This is a genomic window from Micromonospora sp. NPDC050980 (assembly GCF_040653835.1).
Taxonomy (GTDB): domain Bacteria; phylum Actinomycetota; class Actinomycetes; order Mycobacteriales; family Micromonosporaceae; genus Micromonospora.
Genome location: NZ_JBFAGS010000002.1, coordinates 454,314 through 473,429, shown reverse-complemented (window position 1 = coordinate 473,429; position 19,116 = coordinate 454,314). Strand labels below are relative to the sequence as shown.

15 protein-coding genes are annotated in these 19,116 nt (G+C 72.7%); 5 read left to right on the top strand and 10 right to left on the bottom strand.

Annotation, left to right across the window (positions count from 1 at the left end):
* Window positions 1-407: 407 nt before the first annotated feature.
* Both AB0H28_RS05940 and AB0H28_RS05935 read left to right on the top strand, forming a co-directional pair.
* On the top strand, window positions 408-1,031 hold the full coding sequence (locus AB0H28_RS05940; RefSeq protein ID WP_358034855.1) for a TetR/AcrR family transcriptional regulator: 624 nt from the start codon (window positions 408-410) through the stop codon (window positions 1,029-1,031).
* Entirely contained in the window at window positions 1,031-1,690 is a 660-nt protein-coding gene (locus AB0H28_RS05935; protein ID WP_358035163.1) for a lysophospholipid acyltransferase family protein, read from the top strand. Before AB0H28_RS05940 ends, AB0H28_RS05935 begins: the two co-directional genes overlap by 1 nt.
* A 57-nt stretch (window positions 1,691-1,747) precedes the next feature.
* Here AB0H28_RS05935 and AB0H28_RS05930 read toward each other — a convergent pair whose 3' ends face one another.
* Complete coding sequence (locus tag AB0H28_RS05930; protein WP_358034852.1) at window positions 1,748-2,821, bottom strand: LacI family DNA-binding transcriptional regulator; 1,074 nt, start codon at window positions 2,819-2,821, stop codon at window positions 1,748-1,750.
* 449 nt (window positions 2,822-3,270) lie between these two features.
* Between AB0H28_RS05930 and AB0H28_RS05925 the strand changes: the two genes are divergently transcribed.
* Window positions 3,271-5,388, top strand: a complete 2,118-nt coding sequence (locus AB0H28_RS05925) for a cellulase family glycosylhydrolase (RefSeq protein ID WP_358034850.1) — start codon at window positions 3,271-3,273, stop codon at window positions 5,386-5,388.
* A 149-nt stretch (window positions 5,389-5,537) separates the two neighbouring features.
* Here AB0H28_RS05925 and AB0H28_RS05920 read toward each other — a convergent pair whose 3' ends face one another.
* Entirely contained in the window at window positions 5,538-6,206 is a 669-nt protein-coding gene (locus AB0H28_RS05920) for a hypothetical protein (RefSeq protein WP_358034847.1), read from the bottom strand.
* 157 nt (window positions 6,207-6,363) lie between these two features.
* Entirely contained in the window at window positions 6,364-7,731 is a 1,368-nt protein-coding gene (locus AB0H28_RS05915; protein ID WP_358034844.1) for an MFS transporter, read from the bottom strand.
* A gap of 89 nt (window positions 7,732-7,820) precedes the next feature.
* Here AB0H28_RS05915 and AB0H28_RS05910 point away from each other — a divergent pair, with 89 nt between their 5' ends.
* On the top strand, window positions 7,821-10,151 hold the full coding sequence (locus AB0H28_RS05910; RefSeq protein ID WP_358034841.1) for a GNAT family N-acetyltransferase: 2,331 nt from the start codon (window positions 7,821-7,823) through the stop codon (window positions 10,149-10,151).
* A 328-nt stretch (window positions 10,152-10,479) separates the two neighbouring features.
* Here the strand turns inward: AB0H28_RS05910 and AB0H28_RS05905 are convergent, their stop codons facing one another.
* Together AB0H28_RS05905 and AB0H28_RS05900 are read right to left on the bottom strand one after the other, a co-directional pair.
* Complete coding sequence (locus AB0H28_RS05905) at window positions 10,480-11,511, bottom strand: enediyne biosynthesis protein (RefSeq protein ID WP_358034838.1); 1,032 nt, start codon at window positions 11,509-11,511, stop codon at window positions 10,480-10,482.
* The gene (locus AB0H28_RS05900) at window positions 11,508-13,415 is read right to left on the bottom strand and encodes a CRTAC1 family protein (RefSeq protein WP_358035160.1); all 1,908 of its coding nucleotides are present in this window, start codon (window positions 13,413-13,415) and stop codon (window positions 11,508-11,510) included. The genes AB0H28_RS05905 and AB0H28_RS05900 overlap by 4 nt, the downstream gene beginning before the upstream one ends.
* A 944-nt stretch (window positions 13,416-14,359) precedes the next feature.
* On the opposite strand from AB0H28_RS05900, the gene AB0H28_RS05895 reads away from it, so the two are divergent.
* Entirely contained in the window at window positions 14,360-15,160 is an 801-nt protein-coding gene (locus tag AB0H28_RS05895) for an AraC family transcriptional regulator (RefSeq protein WP_358034834.1), read from the top strand.
* Between the two features lie 58 nt (window positions 15,161-15,218).
* On the opposite strand, the gene AB0H28_RS05890 is transcribed toward AB0H28_RS05895, so the two are convergent.
* From AB0H28_RS05890 to AB0H28_RS05870, 5 genes are all read right to left on the bottom strand, one after another.
* A complete protein-coding gene (locus AB0H28_RS05890) occupies window positions 15,219-16,196 on the bottom strand; it encodes a DUF1702 family protein (protein WP_358034831.1) in 978 nt (325 codons plus the stop codon).
* A gap of 85 nt (window positions 16,197-16,281) precedes the next feature.
* Window positions 16,282-16,887 (bottom strand): copper resistance CopC family protein, encoded by a 606-nt coding sequence (locus AB0H28_RS05885; RefSeq protein WP_358034828.1) that lies wholly within the window; start codon window positions 16,885-16,887, stop codon window positions 16,282-16,284.
* Window positions 16,884-17,459 (bottom strand): hypothetical protein, encoded by a 576-nt coding sequence (locus AB0H28_RS05880; RefSeq protein WP_358034825.1) that lies wholly within the window; start codon window positions 17,457-17,459, stop codon window positions 16,884-16,886. The genes AB0H28_RS05885 and AB0H28_RS05880 overlap by 4 nt, the downstream gene beginning before the upstream one ends.
* Window positions 17,460-17,513: 54 nt before the next feature.
* Window positions 17,514-18,605, bottom strand: a complete 1,092-nt coding sequence (locus tag AB0H28_RS05875) for a carboxymuconolactone decarboxylase family protein (RefSeq protein WP_358034822.1) — start codon at window positions 18,603-18,605, stop codon at window positions 17,514-17,516.
* 71 nt (window positions 18,606-18,676) lie between these two features.
* Window positions 18,677-19,090, bottom strand: coding sequence for an SgcJ/EcaC family oxidoreductase (locus AB0H28_RS05870; protein WP_358034819.1), 414 nt, complete (start codon window positions 19,088-19,090; stop codon window positions 18,677-18,679).
* Window positions 19,091-19,116: the final 26 nt, after the last annotated feature.

Here is a 19,116-nt window from a genome sequence, read left to right as displayed (position 1 = left end):
GCTAGAACCACAACCTAGAGATCATTATCCAGTCCCCCAAGACCTTTACGATCATTAAGTTCGTCGGCCGCAGCGAATCCCCCGACATCTGCGGACCAACCCATTCTGCTACGGTCGTCGACCATTCCGCAAACGCTCAGGCGCCCGAGCGGCGATGATCAAGGGGTTGTCCGGGGCAGCGCGACGCCAATGACACGCGCCTATTCATCGGCCGCTCTTGCACCATCGCAGCAGTTGAACGGCGAGGTTCGGGGGGCGGGTGTCGGCGCATCCGCGGGCGGTACGCCGAGCTCCGGCGGCCGTCGAAAATTCCCCGCGTTCGGCGGTTGGGTGGCGCTCGACGGTCGCCGTCGACGGTCGGCAGGCGGGCATGGACACTGTCCACCGACCGGTGGTAGACACTGTCTATGCCGCAACCGGACCACAGCCTCCGCACCCGACTGGTGCGCGCCGGTGTCGAGCTGCTCGACCGCGAGGGCCCCGACGCCCTGACGCTGCGCGAGATCGCCCGCCGGGCCGGCGTCTCCCACGGCGCGCCGCGTCGCCACTTCCCGACCCACCTCGCCCTGCTGGCCGCCATCGCGCGGGAGGGCTACCGGCGGCTCGGCCGGGAGGTCGCCGAGACGGTCGAGCACACCGACCCGGATCCGCGGCGCCAACTGCTCGCCCTGGGCCGGCTCTACCTCCGGTTCGCGCGCACCAACCACGGCATGTTCGCGCTGATGTTCCGGCACGACCTGCTGCGCGGCAACGGCATCGGGCTGCGCGACGCCAGCGAACAGCTCTTTGGCGTCCTGGTCGACCTGATCGCGCGGGCCCGGCCCGACCTGGCCGGCACCCCGGGGGCGCCGGTCGTCGCCAGCGCGCTCTGGGCCAACCTGCACGGCATCGCCGCGCTCTGGCAGTGGGGCAGCCTCCAGACCATGGTGCGCGACGACGACGTCGAACCGCTGCTGCGCGCCGCGCTGGCCGCCCATCTCGGGATTGCCGCGACACCATCACCCGCCGACGGTCGGAGGACCACGTGCTGATGCAGACGGGCACCCGACTGGTGCTGGCGCCGCTGGGCCGGCTCGCCTTCCGACCGACCGTGGAAGGGCGGAACAACGTCCCGCGGCACGGCCCGGTGATCCTGGCCGCCAACCATCTCTCCTTCCTCGACAGCGTGGTGATCCCGCTGTTGGCGCCGCGCCCGGTCGCCTTCCTGGCCAAGGACGAATACTTCCGGCAGCCGGGCCTCAAGGGCTGGCTGACCCGCACCTGCCTGACCGGGATCGACGCCGTTCCGGTGCGGCGGGGCGGCCACCGGTCGGCCCAGGAGTCGCTGCGGGTGGCGCTGGACATCCTCGCCGCCGGGGGCGCGTTCGGCATCCACCCGGAGGGCAGCCGCTCCCGCGACGGGCGGCTCTACCGCGGGCGCACCGGCGTCGCCTGGCTCGCGCTGGCCTCCGGCGCCCCGGTGGTCCCGGTCGCGGTGCTGGGCACCGACCGGATCCAACCCGTCGGCGCCCGGCTGCCCCGACCCGGTCGGATCACCGTGCGGTTCGGCCCGCCGCTGCGCTTCACCCGGCCGACCACCGGCAGCGGCGGGCAGGCCCGGCGGGTGGTCACCGACGAGATCATGACCGCCATCCAGAAACTGTCCGACCAGGAGGTCGCCGACCGCTACAACGAGCCGCCGACCGCCTGAGCCGAGCCGCGGGGCGGCGGTCGCGACCGGCCGCTCGAACGTCCGGGGCGAGGCAGGTCACCCGCCGCTGACGAGAGGCGGGCCCGGGGCGGCGGTGCTGGCGCGCAGCGTGAGGGTGGTCGCCAGTTCGATGCCGGTGCTCGGCGTCCGCTCGCCGCGCCCGAGCGCGAGCGCCAACTCGGTCGCGGCCACCGCCATCTGGGCCAGCGGCTGGTGGACGGTGGTCAGCGGCGGGTCCACCAGGGCGGCGATGGGCAGGTCGTCGAAGCCCACCACGCTCAGCTCGACCGGGATCCGCAGCCCGAGTTCCCGCGCGGCGTGATAGACCCCGACCGCCTGCAGGTCGTTGCTGGCGAAGATCGCGGTCGGGCGGTCGGCGCGTCCGAGCAGGCGCAGCGCGGCGTCCCGGCCGCCCTCGGCGGTCAGGTCGGCCCGTTTCACCAGGTCGGCGTCGACCGGCAGTTCGGCCGCCTCCATCGCGGCGCGGTAGCCGTCGAGCCGGGCGCGGCAGCACAGGATCCGGTCCCGTCCGACGATCATCGCGATCCGGCGGTGTCCCAACGCGATCAGGTGCCGGGTGGCCGACCGGCCGCCGGCCCAGTTGGTCGCCCCGACGAAGGGGATGCCGTCGGGCAGCTCGCCGGTGGGATCGAAGACCACGAAGGGGATGCCGCGGGCGCGCAACTGGTCGCGTTGCTCGCCCGACAACTGCGCGACCGAGATGACGCAGTCGGGACGGCGGGCGAGCGTGTCGTCGATCCAGTAGCGGACGGCGCTGCACTCCGGACCGAACTCGGTCAGCACGACGCCCACCCGGTGCTCCCGGGCGGCCTGCTCGACGCCGCGGATGACCTCGACGCCCCACATGTGCTCCAACTTGTCGAAGACGAGTTCCACCAGGTTGCTGCGGGTGGACGAGGGCGGCCTGCGGTAACCGAAGCGGCTGATCATCGCCTCGACGCGGGCCCGCGTCTCCGAGGCCACGCCGGAGCGGCCGTTGATGACCTTCGACACGGTCGGGATCGAGACCCCGGCGGTCTCGGCGATGTAGGAGATCGTCACGGGCCGGCCCGGAGCGCCGGGGGCGTCGTCCCGCCCGGCGAGCGCCTCGTCCGACTCGGCGTGTGACAACCTGACCCCTCCCCGCCGGCACCGGCCGGTCCGCGCCGCAAGGATAGCCGCATCGACGTTCATCGTCGCGCCCCGGCCGCGAAACCTTCCGGCCCGGCATCGACCCGCACGGCTTCCCCACCAGCGGGACCGACCGCGCCCGCGGAGCGTCGGGCAGCGCCGCAGTCCATTGACGCATGTCGACGGCAGGCGTAACGTCCCGCTCGAAACTTTCCCTACGGATTGGAAAGTTTCCATCGCTGCGGGAGCCGTGCAGCAGCCCGCGGAGGCACAGGGCAGCGTCCGCGAGAACCCACCCGCCGCGACCGTCGGGGTGCCCGCACGGGCCCCACCCGCCGTCGCGCGCGCTCAGCCGCTCGTCACGAGCCCGAGGTCTCCGCGCCCTCGCTCGGCCGGCACCGGCCGGACGCCCCCGCACCGAACGATTTCCGACCACAGGAGAGAGCCCGATGAGTCTGCAGAGCATACGAAGAGTCCGCCTCCGCCTCGGTCTGCTCGCCGGCGGCGTGGCGGCGCTGCTGGTGGCGTCGATGATGGTGGCCGTGGGCGCCCAGGCCGCCGCCGGCTGCCGGGTGGCGTACACGGTGCCGTCGCAGTGGCCGGGCGGGTTCACCGCGGCGGTGGAGGTCACCAACCTCGGCGACCCGGTCGACGGCTGGCGGCTGACGTGGACGTTCCCGTCCGGGCAGCGGGTGACCCAGGCGTGGAACGCCACGACCACCTCGTCGGGCGGCCAGGTCACCGCGACCAACGCCGCCTGGAACGCCGCCATCGGCACCAACGCCACCGTGTCGTTCGGGTTCAACGGGTCGTGGTCGGGCGCCAACACCGCGCCGGCCGGCTTCACCCTCAACGGGGTGGCCTGCACCGGTGACACCGGCGGCACGCCGTCGCCGACCGGAAGCCCCTCGTCCACCCCGCCGTCGACCCCGACACCCACGACGTCCCCGTCGACGCCACCGACCACCCCCGCGCCGACCGGCGACCCGATGGCCACGGTGGCCGCGATGCAACCCGGCTGGAACCTCGGCAACACGCTCGACGCCATCCCGGACGAGACCGCCTGGGGCAACCCGCTCACCACCCAGGCGCTGCTGCGGCTCGTCCGGTCGCAGGGATACCGCAGCATCCGGCTACCGATCACGTGGAGCAACCACCACGGCGCGGCGCCGGACTACACCCTCGACGCGGTGTGGCTGAACCGCGTACGCCAGATCGTCGACTGGGCGCTCGCCGAGGACCTGTACGTGATGATCAACCTCCACCACGACTCCTGGCAGTGGATCAACACGTATCCCGCCGACCGGACCGGCGTGACGAACCGGTACCGGGCGCTGTGGTCGCAGATCGCCACGACGTTTCGCGACCACCCCCCGAGGCTGGTCTTCGAGAGCATCAACGAACCGCAGTTCACCGACGTCACCGACGCGCAGGGCGACACCGCGACGCGGGAACTCAACGCCGAGTTCGTCCACCTCGTGCGCGCTACCGGCGGCACCAACGCCACCCGGCTGCTGGTCCTGCCCACCCTGCACACCAGCGGGGAACAGGCCCGACTGGACGCGCTGGCGGACGGCATCGACCAACTCGACGACGCCAACCTCGCCGCGACCGTGCACTTCTACGGCTGGTGGCCGTTCAGCGTGAACATCGCCGGCGGCACCCGCTACAACGCCGACGTCGAGCAGGACCTGGTGGGCACGTTCGACCGGGTCCACGACACGTTCGTCGCCCGCGGCATCCCGGTCGTCATCGGCGAGTGGGCGCTGCTCGCCTGGGACCACACCCGGCCCGGCATCATCGAGCGAGGTGAGTTCCTCAAATATCTGGAGGCGGTCGGCTACCACGCCCGCACCCGCAAACTCACCACGATGCTGTGGGACGCCGGCCAGTTCCTCGACCGCACCGAGCTGCGCTGGCGCGACCAGGGCGTGTACGACATGCTCCGCGCGAGCTGGAGCACCCGCTCCGGCACCGCCACCACCGACCAGGTGTACGTGCCGCGTACCGGCACGATCACCGCGAGGTCACTCACGCTCAACCTCAACGGCCTGACGTTCCGCGACCTCCGGCAGGGCGGCGCCCCGCTGACCAACGGCACCGACTACACGATCGCCGGCACCACCCTCACGCTCACCCCGGCGGCGCTGACCCGGCTGGTCGGCAACCGGGCGTACGGCGTCAACTCCAGCATCGAGGCCCGCTTCTCCCAGGGCACGCCCTGGCGGATCGACATCATCAGCTCCGCACCGCCCACCCAGTCGAACGCCACCGGGACGACCTCGTCCTTCGCCGTCCCCACCCAGTTCCGCGGCGATCAACTCGCCACCATGGAGGCCACCTACGCCGACGGCAGCCCCGCCGGCCCGGCCAACTGGACGCCGTTCAAGGCGTACTGGGAGAACTTCCAACCCGACTACACCGCCAACACCATCATCCTGAAGCCGGAGTTCTTCGCCGAGGTCAACGACGGCACCGTCACCCTCACCTTCCACTACTGGAGCGGCGCGAGGACCACGTACCGGATCACCAAGGCCGGGGCCTCGGTCACCGGCGCCGTCGCCTGACGCACGGCGGTGCCGCGGCGTCGTCGCGCCGCGGCACCGCGGCCCCGGTCGCCAGACGCGCCTTACCGGACGGTCTGACCCGGTTCAGTCCCCCGTCCGGTAAGGCCACCGGAAATCGAAGTGCCGGGCGGCTTGCTCGCTGCCGCCGGTCAGCCGGTCCTGCCGGCGCGGGTCGTCCTCGCACAGGCCCGGACGAGGTCGTCGGCGACCACCGCCGGGTCACCCGGGGGAACGCCGAGCACGGCCACGAACTGGAGGAACGGATCGCCGCTCGCGCCGGAGAGGAGGTACGACACGTCGACGCGTTCCCGGTCGCCCGGCCGAGCCGCCGTCCAGATCGGGTGGCAGTCCCACCTGGTCATCAGCTCCGGCTCGGCGGCCAGACGTCGGCGCACGTGGCGAGCCACCGTCCGCTCGTGCCACTCCCAGGTGTGGTCGGACCCGGCACGAATGATCTCGGCGTCGTACCCGGCAGCGTCGAACGTGAACGTGGGCAGGGCGACGTCGGGATCGTCCGGGTTGCGCCAGTCCCGCCACACCACGCGGTCACCACGCCGCTCGACGGTCACGTGGAGCGCGCCGCAACACCCCTCGGCGCAGTCGGCCACCGCCAACCGCACCTCGTGCGGAACGACGTGCGCGTGCAGCGGACCGTCCGGGCCGAGCAGGTCCTCGGGCGACGCGGCCGGGCCATCGGTGAAGGCCTCCGCGACGACCGGCCGGTCGTCGACGAGGATCCGCGTCTCCACGTCGACGCCGGAGCGGCCGGGATCGGGCACCACGACCCGGATCGAGATCCGGCTGGGCGGTCCGTCCACGACTGCTCCTGTCGGTCCGGGAAACATCTGCCACACCGTGTCACGGGAGTCCGGCCCCCGCCAAGCCGGTTCCGGCCCGTCGCCGGGGGACGGCGGGACCGACGTCGGTGTCCCCGCACGGCTGCCCCGCGGACCGGACAGCCGTGGCGGGGAAGCCTCAGCGGCTGAGGCTGGGACCGTGGTCGACCGGGCCGGAGACGGCCGGCTCGGCCGGGTCGGCCGGTCGACCGCCGACCGGCTGACCCGCCTGGCCGGCCGGCTCGGCGTACGCGCGGGCGTCGCCGTCCGGCGACGGCGTCTCGTCCCGGGCGGCGGCCTGGCGCTCCGCGGTACGCACGATCACCCTGATCGTGAGCCCCATCCCGGCGAGCAGCACGGCAAGCGCCAACCAGCCCGGGGACCGGTAGGCCACCACCGCGGTGAGCAGCAGCGGCCCGGCGATGTCGGTGACGGCCGGGCCGAGGTTGAACACCGCGAGATACTCGGCGCGCTGGGCCGGCGGCGCCAGGCGGAAGGCCAGCTCCCAGGAGCCGGCCGAGTGCCACAGCTCGCCACCGGTCAGCGCGACCATGCCGGCGATCAGCGCCACCACGACGACGTACCCGCCGCCGAGCGGCGCGGCGGCGAACAGGACGCAACAGAGGATCAGCGCGTACGCGCTGCGGATGAGGGCCCGTTCGCCGAAGCCGGGCTGGTCGCTGCCCCGGGCGGTCGCGACCTGGAGCAGCACCGCGAGCACGGTGTTGAGGACGAACAGCACGGACACCAGCCAGAGGGGTGCGTCCACGGCGAGCGCCCACAGTGGCACGCCGACGGCGAGGATCACGGTGTGCAGTGAGAACACGCCGTTGAGCAGGGCCACGAGCAGCAGTCGCCAGTCCCACAGCCCGGTCGGGTACTGCTTGCGTGCGCTCACCGGCACGACCGTGCCGGGGGCCACCCGCAGTGTGGCGAGCAGGACCACCGCGCCCAGGAAGGTGGCGGCGTTGGTCAGCAGGATCGAGCGGTAGGCCCAGAGCGTGTCGGCCGCGAAGATGGGCACGGTCAGCAACGCGCCGAGCGAATATCCGACGTTGCGGATCGACCGCATCAACGCCATCGTCGTCACCCGGTCCGGGCCGGTCATCACCGCGGCCACCACCGCCTGGGACGCCGGGGTGGCCGAGCGCACGGCGATGGTGAGCCCGACGGCCGCCACCACGAAGCCGGTCAGGTCGGTGGCGAACGCCAGGGCGACCAGCATGAGCGCGCGCCAGGTCTGCAACAGCATGAGCATGCGCTTGACGCCGATGCGGTCGCCGATCAGGCCAAGCGGGACCGTGGTGGCGAGACCGACCACGCCGGCGAGCGCGAGGCCCTGGCCCACGCCGGTTGCGGACAGGCCGATGCCGCGGACGAAGTACAGCATCGACCCGGCCAGGTAGAGGCCGGTTCCGACCGAATCGACGACGGCCACCGCGGCCAGCGTCCTTCCGGCGCGACTGCTCGGTACGTACTCGCGGAGGTACTGGCGGATCCGGCCCATCCACAGCTCCTTGTGGGTATATGGAGAATGGTCTAATGTGAGTGTTTTGCTAGGTTAATACGGTTTCACACCATAGAGGAGTCCAGGCGATGAAGAGGACCGCCGTCATGGTCGGCTGCGGCGTGGCCCTGCTGCCCGCCCTCGACCAGGCGCTGCCCGCGGCCAGCCTGATCGTGGTCGACGACCCGGACGTGATCGCGGCGCGTGGGCTGCGTGACGCGCTGCGGGCACGCGGCTGTGTCGCCGCGCTCCGCGAGGCCCCGATCCAGGACGAGGAGGCGGCCCGGGCGGCGATGGCCGGCCTCGACCTGCCCGACGACGTCTCGGTCGTCTTCCCCGGCCAGGAATACGGCGTCGTCGCCGCGGCCGAGCTGGCGCATCGGCTCGGCCTGCCCGGCGCCGGCCCCGCCGCGGCCCGGATCCTGCGCGACAAGATCCTGCTGCGCGACGCCGCCCAGCAGGCCGGGCTGGCGCAGCCGGCGTGGACGGAGGTGACCTCGGAGGCCGACGTGCGGGCCTTCGGTCGCCCGTCGTACGTGCTCAAACCGGCCAATCTCCAGGCCAGCGTCGGCGTGCAGCTGCTCACCGCCGACGACGACGTCGCCGCGGCCTGGCAGCGGACGATCGGCGCCGACGAGCCGGCCATGCGGGCCCCCCGCAGGTTCCGGCCCCGCTACCTCGTCGAGTCCCGCCTGGACGGGCCCGAGATGAGCGTGGAGGCGCTGGTCCACGAGGGCGAGGTCGTCTTCGCCAACCTGACGGCCAAGTCGGTGGCCGGCGGCCGTCACCCGATCGAGCTGGGTCACGTGCTGCCGGCCGCCGTCGCGCCCGGGCTCGCCGACCGGCTCCTCGACGACCTGCGTACGTTCGTGAAGGCCATCGGGTTCGGCAGCGGCACGCTGCACAGCGAGTGGATCCTCGTCGGTGGCGTGCCGCACCTGGTCGAGTGCGCCGGCCGGCTGCCCGGCGACGAACTCATCCCCCTGCTGGACCTGGCCTACGGCGGCAACATCGTCGCCGACCTCGTGACCGTGCTGTCCGGCCAGGTGCCGTCCCGGCCCGCCGGGGCCGCGCGGGCGGCCTGCGTCCGGTTCCTGACCGCCGAGCCCGGCGTGGTCGTGGGCGTGCACGGCGTGGACGAGGCCGCGGCGATGCCCGGCGTCGTCGGCGTGCGGATCACCCGCGCACCCGGTGACCGGATCGACCCGCTGGTGTCCTCGTGGGACCGTGCCGGCCGGGTCATCGCCACCGGCCCGACGGCGGACGCCGCCGAGGCCGCCGCCGAGGCCGCCGCACGCGCCGTCACCGTCGCCACGGCGCCCGCGGGCGTCCGTGACGTCACCGATCCCGCGTCGGCCGTCGGCTGGTGGCCGGCGCGGGCCCGTGACCCGCGGGAGAGTTCGGCGTGGGCGGCGGGCACCAGCGAGCCGGTGTCCTTCCTCGGCCTCGACGGCGGTCCCGCGCTCTGGCTGCGCGCCAGCCTGTGCCCGCCGACCCGGATGAACATCGTCGACGTCGTGGGTGGGCTGGTCGGTGAGGCGGGCGGCGACGAGGATCTCGTCGCGCGGGCCCGGCAGGCCCATCCGCGCCAGCTCGTCTGCGCCGCCACCGGTTACGGCTCGCCCGTGGTGGCCGCGACCACGCCCCACCCCGATCGGCTGTCCACGCTTGTCGCCACGTTCGTCGAATATGCCCGCCAGCGGGGCGCGACGCCGGCCGTGCTGCACTGCCCCGCCGGCGATCCACTGCTGGACGCGCTCGCGGCGAACGACTTCGCGGTCGGCGTGACCGACCTCTATCCCGTCCTGGACCTGCCGGGCGACAGCATGCGGGACTATCTGGCCGCGCTCCCGAAGGGACGCCGCGGCAACGTGCGCCGCGAGATCGCCGCGCTGGCCGGCGGGCGGGCGGAGGTCCACGTCGGCGAGCGGGCCCGCCCCCACCTCGCGGCCGCCGCGTCGCTCAACGTCGCCGGATACCGCCAGCGCGGGAGCGACCGGAACGAGGCGGAGGCACGGGCGGTGTACGAGCGGCTCCTCGACCACTTCGGGGACCGCCTGCTGTTGACGACGGTCAGCGCCGGGGGCCGTCCCGTCGCCAGCGCGGTCCTCCTGATCGGCGACGGCGACCTGCTGCTCTACAGCGCGGGGCTGTTGCTGCCCGACAGCCGGGCCGTCGCCGGATACTTCAACGCCGCGTACTACCTGCCGATCGAGTACGCCTACGCCAACGGCCTGCGGCGGATCATGCTCGGCCCGACCGGCCGCCAGGCGAAGCGCCTGCGGGGCGCCCGGTTCGAGCCGCTCTATTCCGCCGTGCCGCGCCACGACCGCACCCTCACCGAGCTGCTCGCCGCCACCGACGCCCGGCTGCGGGCCGCGCAGGAGCCGCTGGCGGGGCCCGTCGTGGCGGTGGCCTGACGTGGATCGGCACCGTCCTGATCGGCGGCGTGCGCGCCGGGACCGGGCCGGTGCCGGACGCGCCCCGGGCACCGACGAGCCGGCCGCCGGGCACCGTGACGGGCCCAGCCGACATGCGATGTGGCCACGGCCCCCCCACTCAGCGCCGTCGGATGTCGGCCCAAGCTAGCGACGGATTCACGGCCGGCGCATCTTCCATGTTGCGCACTCGACGCCCCGTCCAGGACGTCCGCCCCGACCGGCCGTGGTGCGGCCGGTCGGGGCGGCGACGGAACGCTCCGCCGGCCGGGCCCGGACGGGGATCCGTCCGGGCCCGGCCGCGGCGCGGTCAGGCGGCGGAGGTGACGGCTGGTGGCGCGGCGGTCGCGGTGGCCCGGCGCTCGCCGAGCCACTTGCCCCACCAGAACAGGCCCCGCACGAGGCAGACGATGCAGACCGCGAAGAACAACGTGTAGACGACGTTGAACAGCATCAGCAGCCCGTAGACCAGGCCGACCGAGGAGCCGAACATGAACTGCATCCGGCCCGACGTGGGCGTGGTGCCCGGGTCGGTGATCATGTAGTTGGTGAACAGGATGAAGGCGACGCCGGTCATCGGGACCAGGGCCGCCCAGAGGGCCACGTCCCAGCCCCAGTGCCGGATGAGCGCCTGGATCACGAAGGACCCGAGCCAGCCGAGGATCAGCGGGACCTTCTTCGTCAGCACCCCGTTGAGCACGGTCCCGGCGGTGAGGATCACGACCGGCAGGCCGATCCGGATGACGTCCGGCACCGACTCGGTGAAGTGGTACGGCGGCGCGATGTTGACCCACGGAAACAGCAGCAGCACCACGGTGATGCCGAGGTTCGACGGGTTCATGAAGTGGCGCATCCGCCCCTTGATGGGCGCCCGGAGCACGGCCTTCTGCGCGACCGCGACGACCACGCCGAAGGCGATCGGCCAGAACCGGTCGTTGGCGTAGAGCAGCATGTTGACCGCGAGGCTGGTGATGTGCGTCGGCAGCAGGAAGGTGTAGAAGCCCCAGAGGCCGTGCTGGCTGAAGGCGGTGGGCCGGCGCTCGGCCCAGGCCGAGACCAGCTCGACCACGATCTCGGTGGTGTAGCCGACCAGGAGCGCGAAGACGGGCCAGGTCCAGGGCTGCTCGAAGCCGAGCACGGTGTAGCCGAGCACGTTCAGGATGCTCATCGAGATGGCGAAGTTGCGCAGCGCCAGATAGCGCGGGTCGCGCCTGCCGACGCGCTCCACCGCCGGCCGTCCGGTCGAGGTGTCCGGCAGCGGGGCCAGGCCGGACAGCTTCGGCGCGACCGGCTCGCCGGCCGGCTCACGATCGGTCGTTCTCAGGTCCCTCACGTCGGTCATCGCGGCGCCACCTCCTGGGCCTGGCCGGTCAGCAGCACGTCGTGCCAGCCGGCGTCGAGTGTCAGAGTCTGCTTGTGCGTGGCACCGTCGAGGTCGCGCCAGCTCAGCTCCGCCGCGACCGGCCGGTCACCCGCGGCGCCCAGGCCGAAGAAGACCTCGAAGCTGCGCTTGCCGGCGTGACCGCCGCCGCCGTCGAGCTGGGCGATCCGGGTGCCGCCGTCGGCGGCGGTGATCTTCACCTGCGCGCCGTACGCGGGGGTGCCGGGCGTGCCGTCCTCGGCCGGGCGGAGCAGTCGCAGCCCGAGGAAGTTGCCGCGACCCGGCTTGTCGTTGTGGTAGAAGGCGGGCGGCCCCCACTGTCGGGCGACGGCGAAGTCCTGGCCGCCGTCGCCGTCGGTGTCGGCCACCGCCACGCCGCGGGTCGGCACCCGGACCGCGAGGCCGAGTTCCTTGCTCAGGTCGGTGTACCGGCCGTTGCCCTCCGGGGCCCAGAACGCGAGGTGGTTCTCCCCGGCGATGTCGTCGCCCGGCTCCGCCTTCGGCCACATGGCGGGTTCCTGAAGCATCAGGTCGTTGCTCATGGCCAGTTCCTGGAGCCAGTTGAACCGGTTGATGTCGCCCTTGACGAAGCCGCTGGTCTGCACCACGGCGAGGTTGCCGCTGTTGTCGAAGTCGGCCATCTTGGCGTCCCAGCCCCAGCCGACCCAGGCCAGGTTCGCCTCGGCGGCCTTGTTGTCGAACGGCGCCGTGCCGCGGAGCATCTTGCGCCGGGCGTCCTGCGGGCCGGAGGCGTTGTTGCGCCAGACGAAGTTGCTCTCCTCAAGGCCCCAGGACTCGGTGATGTTGCTGACGAACATGTCGAAGCGGCCGGTGCCGCCGAGGTCGCCGAAGTCGATGCCCATCCCCTTGAACGAGTCGTGGCCGAGCACCAGCGACTTCGGCGTGAAGGCGCCGCGGCGGCCCTCCGCCAGGGTGAACCGGATGCGGCCGGGGGTGGAGCGGTTGTGGAAGAACCGGTCGTTGCCGAAGTCGTTCGCCACGTACAGTTCGGGCAGCAGATCACCGTCGAGGTCGGCGGAGCCGGCGCCCAGGGTCCAGCCGGTGGCGAACTCGGGGGCGATGGCCGGCTGCTCCTCGTAGTGCACCGAGGGTTTCGCCCCGCCGGTTGCCGAGGTCCACCGCATGATGTGCGCGCCACCGGCGTTCTGCGCCCGCGACATGGAGTGGTTCATCTGCACGTTGGGCAGCCCGTGCGGGTCGAGCACCTGGGTGTCCGGGAAGTAGTTGAAGACGCCCAGGTCGGGGTGGCCGTCGCCGTCGAAGTCGGCCACCGCAACGGCGTTGGTGTTCCACAGCTTGCCCTGGTAGCGGCCGGCGGCGTCCGGGCTGGTGGGCAGCAGCTCGGTCGGGGCGAACGTGGCGAGCGTGAGCGGGCCGGCGCCCGGCCGGTGCAGGAACAACACCGGAGTCCGTCCCCAGTAGTAGACGAGCAGGTCCATCCGCCCGTCGGCGTTGAAGTCGCCGGGCACGCAGCCCATCGGGGCGATCGCCGGCCCCATGGGCAGCGGCGCCGGGTCGAGGACGAAAGGCGGGTAGCTCTGTGCACTGTTCGGCGCGGGGGTGACCACGGCGGTGTCGCTTCGGGTGTCCACCAGACACAGGTCGTCGGGCCTGCCGCCACCGTCCAGGTCGTTGACCGCGATCGCCGCGCCGACCGAGGAGATCCACGACCGGATCTCCCGGTACTTGGGGTTGACCTCGCGGACGGTACGCTGCGGCAGACCGGGTGGCAGTGCGATCGGCATCTCGGTGAAGCGGAAACGCGAGGCCATCTCGGCGCGGTCCGCGGCGGACGCGGAAGGGAGTCGGGCGGCGAGGAAGAGCCCGCTGACCAGCACCAGCACCACCAGGGCCGGGGTCAGTCGGCGCACCACGCCTACGGGTTGCGATGGCAACGGTCCTCCTCAGATAGACGGATCGCCAGGTCGCCCGGGTCGACCACGGCGGCCGGGTCGGGGAGCTTGCCGGTCGGATCCGGTACGGTCCGGTAGCACCTCAGGTGCCGGCCGGGATCTGCGGGCACCATTTTTCGGCGACCGGCAGTATTCGACAGGCAGCAATTTCAACAATTCTCCGATCAAGCTTTCCGAACAGACGCCCGAATTGCCGGTGCAGCGGTCGGAGCCGTTGTGGAACCCTCCACGGCCCTTGCCGCGAGGTCGTCGATACCCAGCCCGGGACGCCGCCTGCCACCGTCATCCTGTGCCACTCGCCGCCGAATGTCTTCTTGAGAATTGCGCAGTGACGTGCCGCTCACGGAGCGTGTTCGAGCCACCCGCACGAACCCGTGCCGGGCGGCCGGCCGACCCGCCGACACCCCGCCGAGTCAGCGGCAGAAACCGAGTTTCCGCCGGTAGAGGCCGGATGCCGAGCGTCGGCCCGAGGCCGTGACAGCGAATCGACGGCACCCGCACCCACCTCGGCAGGGCCTCGCGCCGTCAGCACGAAAGCCCCCAATGCCGCAAATGACGCAAGGCGCCTTACGCTCGGTAGATCATGATGTCCGTCAATGCCTTGAGTCACCGAACAGCGCGGGATTGGGAGAAGGGGACGTGAACTGATGTTAACCAGCGGGGTGACAGCAATTTTGAAGAACTCACCGGGAACCGTTTGCTGGGCGGAGATGGGTCCGCTAGCATCTTCCACGACCCAGGCATTGACCAGCAGGACAAACAACGAGCCGTGAAGCGCCGACGGTTCGATTTGCCCGAGCACCCACGTGGCCAATGCCCACTTCTCAACTGCTGACCCGGCGCGAACGGTTGACGAGCATGTCCCGGGGGGCGTCGTGACAGACCAGGCCGAAGAAGCAGTAGAGCGCGTCATCAAGACCATCCGGTCGAACCTCGGCGAACCGCTGACGATCGACGACATGGCGAAGGCCGCGCTGTTCAGCAAGTTCCACTTCTCCCGGCTCTTCCAGCGGGTCACCGGGATCTCCCCCGGGCGCTTCCTCTCCGCCGTCCGACTGGCCGAGGCGAAGAAGCTGCTGGTGAACAGCTCGATGAACGTGGCCGAGATCAGCCTCCGGGTCGGCTACACAAGCGTCGGCACCTTCAGCACCCGGTTCACCCGCAGCGTCGGGCTCTCCCCGACCTCGTTCCGCCGCCTCGGCGGGCACGTCACCCACATCCCCCAGCAACCGCCGGCCAGCGCCGGCGGCAACCTGCGTGGCCGGGTGACCCACCGCGACGGGCACGCCGCCGGCACCGTCTTCCTGGGCCTGTTCCCCAACCGCATCCCGGAGGGCCGGCCGGTGCGCTGCACCATCCTGGACGGTCCGCGCAACTTCCGGCTCGACCACGTCCCGGAAGGCACCTGGCACCTGCTGGCGCAGTCGGTCGCCGTCAGCCCGGAGGAGGCCGTCACCGGCGTCTTCGACGGCGAAGGACAGCTCTGCGTCGGCTCGTACGGCCCGGTCACCGTCCGACGCGGCGAGGTGGTGCGCGCGAACCTGCGGTTGCACCCGGTCCGCAGCCTCGACCCGCCGGTGCTGCTCGCCCTGCTCGACGTCCGGCGCACCGCGCTGGACGTGGTGCGGGCCGGGCAGCTCGCCGCGCTGGGCGCCGACCACGAGCGGGCAGCCTGAGCCGACGAACGGACACTCCCGGAAGCCACGCTTCCGGGAGTGTCCACGTGTCGCGGGGTCAGCGGGGATCGAGCGAGACCAGCGCCTCCCGGATCCGCCGCCGCCACAGCTCGTAGGCCGGAACCTCGCCGTCGCCGTCCACCGGCAGGTCGACGAGCGCCTCGTCGGTCACCCGCGCCGCCTCCGCCGGGGTCATCCCGCACAACACCTCGGTGGCGGTCTGGTGGCCCGGCACCACCAGCCCGGCCCGCACCCGCGCGCCGGCCGCGAAGGCGGCACCCTGGGCCAGTTCCGCCCGGTACGGTCCGGCGTCCCGACGGAACCGCTCCAGCTCCGCCCGGTCCGCGCCGCCCGCGTACGCGGCGGCCAGCCCGGCGCCGGCGTAGAGGTCCGGCAACCTCTCCTGCGGGAAGCGGCTCAGCATCCGGGTCAGCACCTGCGCGTCGGTCCCGGCGACGAACCACATGGCCCGGCCGATGCCCTGGTCGATGGCGCGCACGGCGTACCCGTGCCGGTCGTCCGTCGGCCAGCGGAAGGTGGCCTCCCGGTACCGCTCGTAGACGTACCGGGAGGTGTGGAAGTACGCCTGGTGGAAGCCGTAGCCGTCGAGCACCAGCCAGCGCAGCAACGGATCGGGGGCGTGGAGGGTGGACCACCGGAAGGCGGGGACGCGCGCCATCGCCCAGCCCACCCCGACATAGGCCATGTAGACGTGCCGGTCCGCCTCGCCGCGGAGGAACCGGGCCACCCGGTCGCCCCCGGTCGGGCTCAGCGCGTCCATCACCGCGAGCGCCATGGCCGCACCCTCGTACGCGAAGCCGCGCCGAGTGGCGTCCAACTGGTCCAGCACCGGCTCGGCGTCGGCCGGCCGGCGGGCCTCGGCCGCGATCGCGTACCCGGTGAGGAAGGACCGTCCCACCGCCTCCAGTCGATCCCGCGCCTGCGGGCTCTTGACATGGAACCCCCGGGTTTCGAGGGTGGTCTCGGTGACGGCCGGAGTCAGCACCCGTCGTCGCAGTTTCCGCCACGTGCTCATGGAATCCCCTTCAGGGCGGTGGGACAGTGGTCGCCGCCGCGTCGCGGCGGCGGTGGCGACGGGACCGGCCCGTCGCGCAGGGAGGTCATCCGCTGCGGTCGGCGACCGCTCGCCGACGCGCGGCGGACCGGTGCAGCAGCAGGCCGCTCAACGCCACGAGCAGGACCAGGTCGAGCAGGACGAGGGCCAGTCCCAGCGGGTCCTTGCTGCCGTGCACGTGCCCGCCGGCCGCCCGGGCCGCCGGCGCCGCGGTCGGCGCCGGCCCGTTCGGGAGCGCCGCCCCGGGCGCGACCTGGAAACGGGTCACGCCCGACAGCTGGCCGCCGTCCGGCAGCGAGACGTGGTACCCGATCAGGTACCAGCCCGGTTCGGTGACGGCGATCGGCGTCGCCAGCGTCTGCCCGGCGACCCGCGGACCGCCGGTGACCAATGGCGGTCCCCCGTCGGCCCGGGACACCGACAGGTGGTACTCCGACGGTCGGAAGTCGCCGGTGAAGGTCACGGTCACCGCGGACGGGACCACGGTCAGCCGTGCGCCGTCCGCCGGGTCCAGGCCGGCCACGCGGACCTCGTCGTCCGGCCCGACCAGGGAGAGGAGCAACACGCCGCCTGCCACGAGGACCACCAGCAGCGCCCCGACGCGACCCCGCCACGGGGCGCGTCGGGGCGCCGGCGGACGCGGTGGCGTCATGACGCCGCGGCCACCGGACGGCCGGCGCAGGCGCACGCCATCCCCGCCGCCTCCGCCCGGTTCGGCCGCAGGTGCAGGTACATCGCGACCACCATCGGCACGAACACGACAGTGTTGTAGAACAGGTGCAGCTCCACCCGGGGCACGACAAGCTGCAGCAGGCTGGTCGGCACCGGGCGGTCGAACAGGTGGTGACCGGTCTGCGCCTGCAACAGCAGCAACAGGTGCTCGATGTGGTGCCAGAACTGGATGGCCAGGGCGACCGTCCACCAGAGCCGGCTACGCCCGACGAATCCCCGGCGCAGCAGGAACAGCCCGACCAGCATCACGATCGCGTAGCCGTAGTGCAGCCACTCCGAGGTGATCAACCAGGGGAAGGCCAGTCCGAGCACCCCGCGGGACTGCGGGATCGGCCACCCCAGCACCCAGATCTGGTACGCCTGCGCCAGGTGCTCGGCCCAGTGGCCGATCACGACCACCATGAACAGGTTCACCGCCAGGCGGTGCCGGTCGGAGTTCAACCGTTCGAACAGCGATCCGGACCGCGATCCGACCGCCTCGTCAGCCACCATGTCTCCTCCTGCCTGTCGCCCGCACGTCCGTGGCGCCGCGCCGCGGCACGATGGTCATGAGCGGTGCGCGCCCTGGTCCGCACCGGTCGGCGCCAGTTCGGCCCGCGCGCCGATCTGCCGGGCCGCGGCGAAGCTCGCCCACGCCGCCGCCTCGACCAGGATGGTGTCGTCGGGGTGATGCCGGCGGAACTCGTCCACCACCTCGTCGTCCACCCGGTAGGAGGCCAGCGCGGTGAGCAGGGCCAGCCGCGCCGCCGCCCGGTCCGCGTCCGGCAGGTCCGCGATCGCCTCCTCGCACCACCGGGCGCTGAGGCCGCTGTCCTCGCCCCGCCACCGGCTCAACCGCTCGGTCACCAGGGCCCGGACCGCGGGGCTGAGCGCGTGCGCGCCGGCCCGCTCGAACGCCGCGTAGGCGCGGGCCACCGCGTCGGCGATCCGGCGGCTCCCGGCCGCCCACCCGGCGTCCGCCGGCAACGGCGCCGGGGTGAGCAGGTTCAGGGAGCGCCCCGGGCGCCGCGGCTCCCGCAGGGTCGGACCGAGCACGTGGCCGATACCCCGCTTCAGGCGCTGCCGCGACCGGGGCCCGAGGCCGGGCGGCAGCAGGAAGCTCGCCAGGAAGACGTTCACCATCCGGGCGACGTAGTGGTAGGAGACCGCGACCCCGAGCAGCTCGGCGTACTCGGCCGGGCCGGTCCCGTCGGGCACCGGCGCGCGGTCGTCGGGCTGGTGCAGGGTCCGCGCCCACGCCGAGACCGCCCGCAGCTTCGGGTCGGTGATCTCCTCGACCCGGTCGCCGGCGATCGCCTCGGCGTCCTGGGCGGAGGTGAGGTCGTACATGCCGGCGCTGTGCATGTCGACGCAGTAGGGGCAGATGTTCGCCACCGAGACGGCCGCCGCCACCGCCTCCTTCGTCACCCGCGCGTCGCCGTGCGCGCCGATCAGCGGCTCCCGGCTGAGCACCCAGTACGCGGCGAGCGTCTCCGGCGCCGGCGAGTGCAGCAGCGCCGGCGGCACCACCAGGCGCATCTCGTCCGCCACCTGCTCGTACACCATGGCGACCAGGCCGACCGCGTCCGCCGGCGCGACCGGGGTGACGTGGTGGACCTGCCGTTGGACCACGGACGAGACGACCCTGCCTGCGATCATCGTTTCCTCCCCTGTTCGAGCGCGGACCGGAACGCGGGTGGGGCCGGGCGTTCGCCGGCCCCACCCGCGGCTCAGGCGTTGGCCGGGGTGTTCTGGTAGGCGGCGAGCGCCCAGCCGTCGCCGTCGCGGGTCAGCGTCCAGGTGGCCCGGATGGACCGCTCCTCGGCGACCTCGGTGTCGCCGGGGGCGAGCACACCGCCCCTGGTGATGACCAGGACCACGTTCTCCGACAGCGGCCGGAGCGAGATCGGCTCGCCGAAGACCTGGGTGCCGGCGTACGGCCCGGCGAAGGCGTCGGCCATGAAGGAGCGGATCTTGTCCCGGCCGGCGAGGTAGACGCCCGGCAGGATCATGCTGCCGTCCTCGGTGAAGGTCGCGGCGAACGCGTCGGCGTCGTTGTTCTTCCAGGCGGCGACGATGCGTTGCGGCACCGCCTGGGCCGCCGTGGCGACGTCGGCGGTGGCCGCGGGTGACGAGGTGCTCATGTGGGGCTTCCCTTCTGGCAACGGCC